10 protein-coding genes are annotated in these 7343 nt (G+C 50.3%); 2 read left to right on the top strand and 8 right to left on the bottom strand.

Annotated elements, in window-relative coordinates:
• Positions 1 to 236: 236 nt before the first annotated feature.
• The 8 genes from PJL69_RS20335 to rfbC form a co-directional block, all read right to left on the bottom strand.
• Positions 237 to 461 carry a transposase gene (locus PJL69_RS20335; protein ID WP_441347468.1) on the bottom strand — a complete coding sequence of 75 codons (225 nt, stop codon included), beginning with the start codon at positions 459 to 461 and terminating at the stop codon, positions 237 to 239.
• Between the two features lie 90 nt (positions 462 to 551).
• Positions 552 to 845, bottom strand: a complete 294-nt coding sequence (locus PJL69_RS20330; protein WP_441347467.1) for a hypothetical protein — start codon at positions 843 to 845, stop codon at positions 552 to 554.
• 17 nt (positions 846 to 862) lie between these two features.
• Positions 863 to 1051, bottom strand: a complete 189-nt coding sequence (locus tag PJL69_RS20325) for a hypothetical protein (RefSeq protein ID WP_441347466.1) — start codon at positions 1049 to 1051, stop codon at positions 863 to 865.
• Between the two features lie 134 nt (positions 1052 to 1185).
• Positions 1186 to 1368, bottom strand: a complete 183-nt coding sequence (locus tag PJL69_RS09320) for a hypothetical protein (RefSeq protein ID WP_271309396.1) — start codon at positions 1366 to 1368, stop codon at positions 1186 to 1188.
• A 230-nt stretch (positions 1369 to 1598) separates the two neighbouring features.
• Positions 1599 to 2474, bottom strand: coding sequence for a glucose-1-phosphate thymidylyltransferase RfbA (gene rfbA, locus PJL69_RS09315; RefSeq protein WP_271309395.1), 876 nt, complete (start codon positions 2472 to 2474; stop codon positions 1599 to 1601).
• On the bottom strand, positions 2471 to 3391 hold the full coding sequence (gene rfbD, locus PJL69_RS09310; protein WP_271309420.1) for a dTDP-4-dehydrorhamnose reductase: 921 nt from the start codon (positions 3389 to 3391) through the stop codon (positions 2471 to 2473). The genes rfbA and rfbD overlap by 4 nt, the downstream gene beginning before the upstream one ends.
• A complete protein-coding gene (rfbB, locus tag PJL69_RS09305; protein WP_271309394.1) occupies positions 3391 to 4440 on the bottom strand; it encodes a dTDP-glucose 4,6-dehydratase in 1050 nt (349 codons plus the stop codon). Before rfbB ends, rfbD begins: the two co-directional genes overlap by 1 nt.
• 3 nt (positions 4441 to 4443) lie before the next feature.
• Positions 4444 to 4998 carry a dTDP-4-dehydrorhamnose 3,5-epimerase gene (rfbC, locus tag PJL69_RS09300; protein ID WP_271309393.1) on the bottom strand — a complete coding sequence of 185 codons (555 nt, stop codon included), beginning with the start codon at positions 4996 to 4998 and terminating at the stop codon, positions 4444 to 4446.
• A 349-nt stretch (positions 4999 to 5347) separates the two neighbouring features.
• Between rfbC and PJL69_RS20320 the strand changes: the two genes are divergently transcribed.
• Together PJL69_RS20320 and PJL69_RS09295 are read left to right on the top strand one after the other, a co-directional pair.
• Positions 5348 to 5812: an IS3 family transposase gene (locus PJL69_RS20320; protein WP_441347465.1), complete on the top strand. Its 465-nt coding sequence runs from the start codon at positions 5348 to 5350 to the stop codon at positions 5810 to 5812.
• Positions 5813 to 6176: 364 nt separating this feature from the next.
• Positions 6177 to 7343: a nucleotide sugar dehydrogenase gene (locus PJL69_RS09295; RefSeq protein ID WP_271309419.1), complete on the top strand. Its 1167-nt coding sequence runs from the start codon at positions 6177 to 6179 to the stop codon at positions 7341 to 7343.

Here is a 7343-nt window from a genome sequence, read left to right as displayed (position 1 = left end):
ATGAAGGCCTTTATTGTATGAATTGCAGGCTATGGACAGCTGGGTCCCTACGAAGCACGAGACCAAGACTTGGTCATCTTAGAGGGTGCAACTTTTAACTTGAGACATGTCGGGCAGCCCAGAAGTAGTTCCAGCACTCTTCCGGTGACTGGAGATCACAAATCTCCGCGAGCGCCTGAAACGTATCCGTGACGCTACATACGCCGACCCTTCGTAGGTGCGCATTGAATTTAGAATTATGCTATCTCAATCGGGTTCAGGTTGAGGCAGTATGGCGGCAGTAACAGGAGCCACACACCTACATCGCGGAGCACCTCGGCGGCCCGGACGCTTTTGTGGCTGGACAGATTGTCCAAGATGATTACGTCGCCTTTGCTCAGGGTCGGTGCGAGCTGGGTTTCAACAACGGTGTCGAACGTCACGCGGGCCATAGTGCCGTGGATGACCCAGCACGCGTCCAATCGGTCATTGCGCAGCGTGGCAACGAAGGTTTGCGTGCGCCGCCAGTGGCCGAACGGGACATGATCGACCAGCGGTTGCCTGCGTGGAGCTCAGCCGGTGGTCTTGGCTATGTTGGTTTTCAGCCAGGCTTCATCCAGAAAGCCAATGCGCCCGAGCATGCGGCTCATGAAGGGCTGACGGCGTGTGATCCAGATGTGCCGCTGGCAGGCAATTTTGGCACGCTTCTGTTCAAGCGTCTGAATGTCTTTTTTGTGTGTCAGCTCGAGCTGCCGGAAAAGCCGCCAGACCGAGCTGGGGTCGAAGGACACACCCTGCTCTGCTTTCAAACGCGCCGCCATTTCGTCAAGCGTGATCTCGCCCTTGGCATCCACCTGCGCACACACCTAGGTCTCGTGAGGCGTCAGCTTGCCGATGCCCGGATTGCCCTGACGTTTCGGCGCAAGCACCCTGTCTCGCGCTTCAGCTTGACCATATCGTTGATGAATTCCACCGAGATATCAAACCGCGTAGCCGCCGAATGATGCTTGTTACCCGCCTCGACATGGGCAACAACGCGATGACGAAGCTCTATCGGATGTGGTTTGTCCATAATCACCCTCCTTGTTTGCTTAAAAACAAGGAATCACGGTTCTTACCAAATTGGAAACCCGTATCCGATCAGACGTAAGGCGCTCTAACGCATGGCTTAGGTGGCAGGAGCATTCTTATGGGTAGCGAGGTTGTCTAGGATGAAGAACGTGCGGGGTTCAGTTCGGTAACCAGGACTTGATCGGCGTAAGCGGCAAAGGCGTCATCGTCCATCGCGCCCTTGATGGCCCATGATGCGATCAACGCTCGCATGGCGAGACCTGTGACAAAAGTCTGTGTCCCCCATGATCCGAAGGGCACTTCCATGACCAGCTGCATCGCCGTAACCAGCCCCGCTGCCGGGTCAGGTTGGTTTTGACCGAGGTTGCATCAATGTAGATAGCGCGGTCCGGCTGGGACTACGCAGCAGGCGGGAGGTGGCTCACCGCTTTGCCTCAGGCGAATGGTTTTTCCTTTTTGACATCTCTTATCTACTTTTAGCCGAAAAGCTGCAGACAACAAATCGCAGCATAAGTCAGTGTCCGAGTTGCGGGACGTATCTCACTACCTCAAGAACTAGCGATCGAGGCGAGGTATCTGCCAAAATCGTTCTTTTTGAACCTTGCAGCAGTTTCAAGAAGCGTTTCCTTAGAAATCCACTTTGAATAGTAAGCGATCTCCTCCAAGCAACCAGTCTGCATTCCTTGGCGTTTTTCAAGCGTGCGCACAAAATTGCCAGCATCAAGTAAAGACCCATGCGTGCCGGTATCAAGCCATGCATAACCACGCCCCATAAGCTGAACATCCAACCGATCTTCAGCTAGATAGCTTTCCAGGAGCGTAACGATTTCTAGCTCTCCACGTTCAGATGGTCCAACTTGTTTGGCACGTTTTACTGCTGTTTCATCAACAAAGTAAATCCCAGTCACCGCGTAGTTTGACGGCGCAACTTCGGGCTTTTCAACAATCGCATTAACATTTCCATCTTTGTCAAAGTCGACAACGCCGTATCGCTCTGGATCTGCTACACGGTAACCAAACACTGAGGCTCCAGTACTCTTTGCATTTGCCTTTGCAAGTAATTTAGGCAATGCTGCGCCGTAGAAAATATTATCGCCCAATACCAAAACCGATGGATGCCCATCCAAAAAATCTTCTGCTAGAATGAAGGCTTGAGCCAGACCGTCTGGGGTTGGTTGCACTATATAGGTTAGCTCGATACCCCATTGGCGTCCGTCACCCAAGGTACGTTTGAACTGGTCCTGATCTTGAGGCGTTGTGATAATCGCGATTTCGCGAATACCTGCCAACATCAACGTCGAGATAGGATAGTAGACCATTGGTTTATCGTAGACCGGCAAAAGCTGTTTCGACACTCCGATGGTGATTGGATAAAGCCGTGTACCTGAACCTCCCGCGAGGACAATACCTTTGCGTTTTATCATGGAGCGCTCTCCTTCAAATCAATCAACACCCGTGTGAGGCTTTCGCGCCAGTCAGGACGGGAAACGCCAAAATCCGCTTCAAGTGAGCTGCAGTCCAAACGAGAGTTAAATGGGCGCTTTGCAGGGGTCGGAAACTCTAAAGTTGGAATATCGTTCACCGTAATCGCCAAGTCCGCTTGCGAAAAGATCTCGCGAGCAAAACCTGCCCAACTTATGTCGGGAGCGCCTGAAAAATGGTAGATACCTCCAGTGCTGCCTGCGATCATCTGCTTGGCAAGCGACAAACATGCGGCTGCGATATCATGCGCGGCGGTTGGGCCTCCAACTTGGTCAGATACCACATTCAGCGCATCTCGGGTCTCTCCGAGGCGCAGCATGGTTTTAACAAAGTTGCTACCATAGGCTGAAAAAACCCAGGAGGTTCTCAGAATTGCAGTCTGACCGCCCGCTGCCGTGATTCCCTCTTCCCCCAACAATTTGCTGTGTCCGTAAGCCCCCAATGGCCCTGTTTGATCTTTTGGAGTCCAAGGTGTCACCCCAGAGCCATCGAAAACGTAGTCTGTGGAGATGTGGATAAAGGGGATCCCCTTAAGTGCGCAAGCTTTCGCCATAAAAGCCGGTGCATCCCCGTTGATGGTTTTCGCAAGACTTTCTTCTTCTTCAGCCCTATCAACTGCTGTGTACGCCGCCGCATTAATGACGACATCTGCATCACTCGCTGCAATAATTGCTGCGCAAGCCTCTGGATCACTCAAATCTGCTGCTTCTCGCGTTAGTGCAATCACATCCGCTTGGCGTTGCAGTTCCAACGCAACTTGACCAGTTTTACCAAACACGAGAATACTCAATTCAGTCTCCGGTGTGCTATGGGCTTCGAATTCTGAGACGGCTAAGGGGTTTATCGAATGAGAACGCATCATGAATTTATTCCCAGCCGTTCCCCCACGCCCTGACGATTTTGCAGATTTCTCCACCAATCCTCATTTTCCAGATACCACGCTACGGTTTTACGTAAACCTTCTTCCACCGTTACAGATGGGCGCCAGCCGAGCTCCTCACGGATACGGGTTGGATCAATTGCATAGCGTTTATCATGGCCCGGCCTATTGGTTACAAAGGCGATAAGGTCCGCATATCTACCTTCAGAACGCGGGCGTAGTTCATCAAGAATGCCGCAAATCGTTCGAACAAGCTCCAGGTTGCTACGCTCATTTTCTCCGCCGATATTATAGCTGCGGCCAAGTTCGCCATTTTGAACAACATGCAATAGCGCGTCCGCATGATCTTCCACGTAGAGCCAATCCCGGACATTAGAACCATCTCCATAGATCGGTAACGGTTTGCCCGCCAATGCGTTTATGATCACTACCGGAATAAGCTTCTCAGGGAAATGATAAGGTCCATAGTTATTGGAGCAATTCGTAACAACAACCGGCAACCCGTAGGTTGCAGCCCAAGCGCGTACCAAATGGTCTGACGCAGCTTTAGACGCTGAATACGGGCTACGAGGATCATAGAGACTGTTTTCTGTAAACTGGACCAATGGATCCGATGGCAACGATCCATAGACTTCATCGGTTGAAATATGATGGAAGCGAAAATATCCCGGCTTACCTTGTGCAAGCCAGTACTTGCGTGCGGCTTCCAGCATATTAAATGTACCAGTAACATTGGTTTCGATAAATTCGGATGGCCCATCAATTGACCGGTCGACGTGACTTTCCGCAGCCAAGTGCATAACCACATCAGGTTTAGTTTCCTGCAAAATCTCGTCCAGTGCGGCACGGTCTCGAATGTCGGCTTGCTTGAACATATAGCGTTTGTTGTCAGAAACAGAGGACACATTTTCGAGACAGGCAGCGTAGGTCAAGGCGTCGACATTCACCACTTCATGTCCGCGTTCGATCGCAAGCCTTACCACAGCTGATCCAATAAACCCGGCGCCGCCTGTGACCAAGATCTTCATTGCTTATTCCTCAAAAACAAACGGGCTAACAAAATCAGCAAGCGCTGGCGCGGCGGCGTCTTTGCTTGACAAAATAGGTGTGCCACCAAATTTCCAGTCAATCCCGCAGCTGTTCCAGTGCACTGCGCCGTCGCATTCCGGCGCATAATAATCCGAGCATTTGTAGATGATTTCCGTATCAGGTTGCAGAGTTATGAAACCATGCAAGAAGCCTTCTGGAACCAAAAGCTGCTTGCCGTTTTCAAAGCTCAGCTCTTCTCCGACCCACTGACCATAAGTCGGGCTACCTCTACGGATGTCCACTGCAACATCAAACAAAGCGCCCTTACCGCAGCGCACTAGCTTTGCCTGAGCGTGAGGTGGCGATTGAAAATGCAAGCCCCGTACGGTACCGACCTCGCGCGAAAGAGAGTGATTATCCTGCACAAAATCGGTTGTGATGCCATGTTCGGCCATCCGTAGTCGACTGTAACTCTCACTAAAAAAACCCCGATGGTCCTCAAACCGTGCAGGGCTAAGGCAAATGACGCCATTGAGCGAAGTATATTCAACCTTCAAAATTCAAGACCTACGAAAAAGAAATTAAAAGGTGATCTAACTCATACCACCTACTTGTTGAAGCGGTTCATTTCATAGCTTGGCTGGCGCCACAAGTATGAATCGCGTGATCGGTGCATTCCACTTGCAATGATCTACCCAGCCTGAGTGGTCCTTTTTCATTGCTATCGCGCTGGTGAAATGGACCCATGAAACTGGACAGTTAGCTAAGGTGTATCCAAACCTTTGAAGGGATACGAGAATGGCAAAGCGCCGGAATTTTACAGATCAATTTAAGGCCTAGGTCTCGTTGGAAACGCTACGTGGTGATTAGGCCCTACAAGAGACCGCCGCGAAGCATTAGTCAGCAGTGCAAACTGGTGCAGCTGTCACGGTCTGCCTTCCACTACATGCCGGTTGGGATAGATGCGAGCAAGCTGACATTGATCAAAGGGATCGACCGCGGTTCACCAAATACCCGTTCTTCGAGTCGCGCCAGATTGCGGCCTATCTGCGAAGAGAGGGCACAGTGGTCGGGAGACATCGCGTTCGGCGATTCATGGCCAAGATGGGCCTCAGGGCGATCTACAAACGTTCCGGAACCAGTCAGTCGAATCCGCAGTGTACAGTCTATCAGTACTTGCTGAAGAAGATGCAGATCGACCGCTCGAACCAGGCTTGGTGCGCCGACATGACCTTAGTGCCGGTCAAGAATGGGTTCTTGTACTTGGTCGCGATCATGGCTCAAAGAAACCAGCGACGGCTTCAAAGCACGACGTGTCATCGAGAGCTGGAAGAACTTCTGCAACGCAGATCGGCCCCATTCCGCGCTTGATCGGCGAACGGCGGACGAGGCAGATTGGGGCAGCTTAGATAAGCAAAAAGCAGCGGGAAACCTTAACCCGATACACCTTGGCAAAGCTGCAAACTTGTCCAAAAAAGTAGGACCACTTCAAAATCAAAACGCCGCGCCAGGCCGTAAGTCGTCCAAGCGGGTGGGCTGAACGATGCGAGCAGGTTGCTTCAGGGACCAACTCAATTCAGAACGGGCCCCTCAGGTGGAGCGCGTAGATATGTGACCATACACCGCAACAAACATTATTTTACAAAACTCCTTTGGGAGATAGTGACACTTGCTTGAAACTGAAATAGTTGGAGGCTTCTATCTGATCTCGCGGACCAATTTGGAGTACCATAAGTTGAAAATCGTTGTTGTTGGATTAGGATACGTTGGCTGCGCTAATGCCGCATTGCTGGCTCAGCACAACGATGTCATTGGTGTCGACTTGTCCGAAAGTCGAGTCGCTGATCTGAACAAGCGAAAATCTCCGGTTGACGATGCGAGCTTGTCTGAATTTCTCGAAACGGAGAAACTTTCACTTTCCGCTTCCACCGACCTAGTCGGAGCACTGCCTGAAGCTGATTTCGTGATTGTTGCGACACCGACAAACTATGACATCGGTACCAACTCTTTTGATACTGGATCTGTTGAACTTGTTCTCAAAACAGTTGCTGACCACGAACCAAATGCTTGCATAGTGATCAAGTCCACAATCCCAGTTGGCTTTGTCGAAGATGTAAGGAGACGATATCCCGGTGTGAAAGTTTTTTTCTCTCCAGAGTTTCTGCGTGAAGGGAAAGCTTTGTACGACAACTTACATCCAAGTCGTATAATTGTTGGCGACGGATCCTCATATGCAAGAGAATTCTCAAAACTGCTACAACAAGGTGCTCAGAAAAAAGATATTGATGTGCTTTTTACAGGCCCCAACGAATGTGAAGCAATCAAGCTATTCTCTAACATGTTCTTAGCTACCCGAGTTGCGTTTTTTAATGAACTTGACAGCTATGCGCTTGGAAAGGGTATGGACGCGGCGCAGATTATTCAGGGTGTGTCTCTAGATCCAAGAATTGGAATGCATTATAATAATCCGTCATTTGGATATGGTGGCTATTGCTTACCCAAAGATTCGAAACAGCTATTAGCGAGCTATAATTCAATCCCTCAAGACTTGATCGCCGCTACCGTAGCATCGAATGAGACACGAAAAGACTATCTTGCCAGATGTATTATGGAGAGAAACCCTCAAACCGTTGGGGTTTTTAGGCTAATCATGAAGACCGATAGCGACAATTTTCGAGAAACATCGGTAAAAGGACTTATGGAACGATGCCGCGCGCTGGGAAGCGAAGTAGTGGTCTATGAGCCAAATTTAAGAGACGATTCTTTCGAAGGATACCCCGTTGTATCGGACTTGTCTGAATTCCTTTCTCTGTCTGATGTTATCCTAGCCAATCGGACAGCACCGGAGCTCACAGCCGTTTCTGATAAAGTCTTTACTAGGGACATTTTTGGAAGTAACTGA

Origin of the sequence: Shimia sp. MMG029, from assembly GCF_027947445.1 — a bacterium.
In the GTDB taxonomy this organism is placed as follows: Bacteria; Pseudomonadota; Alphaproteobacteria; order Rhodobacterales; family Rhodobacteraceae; genus Shimia.
Note: the sequence above shows the minus strand (reverse complement) of the source record. Positions and strands in the feature narration are given on the sequence as shown.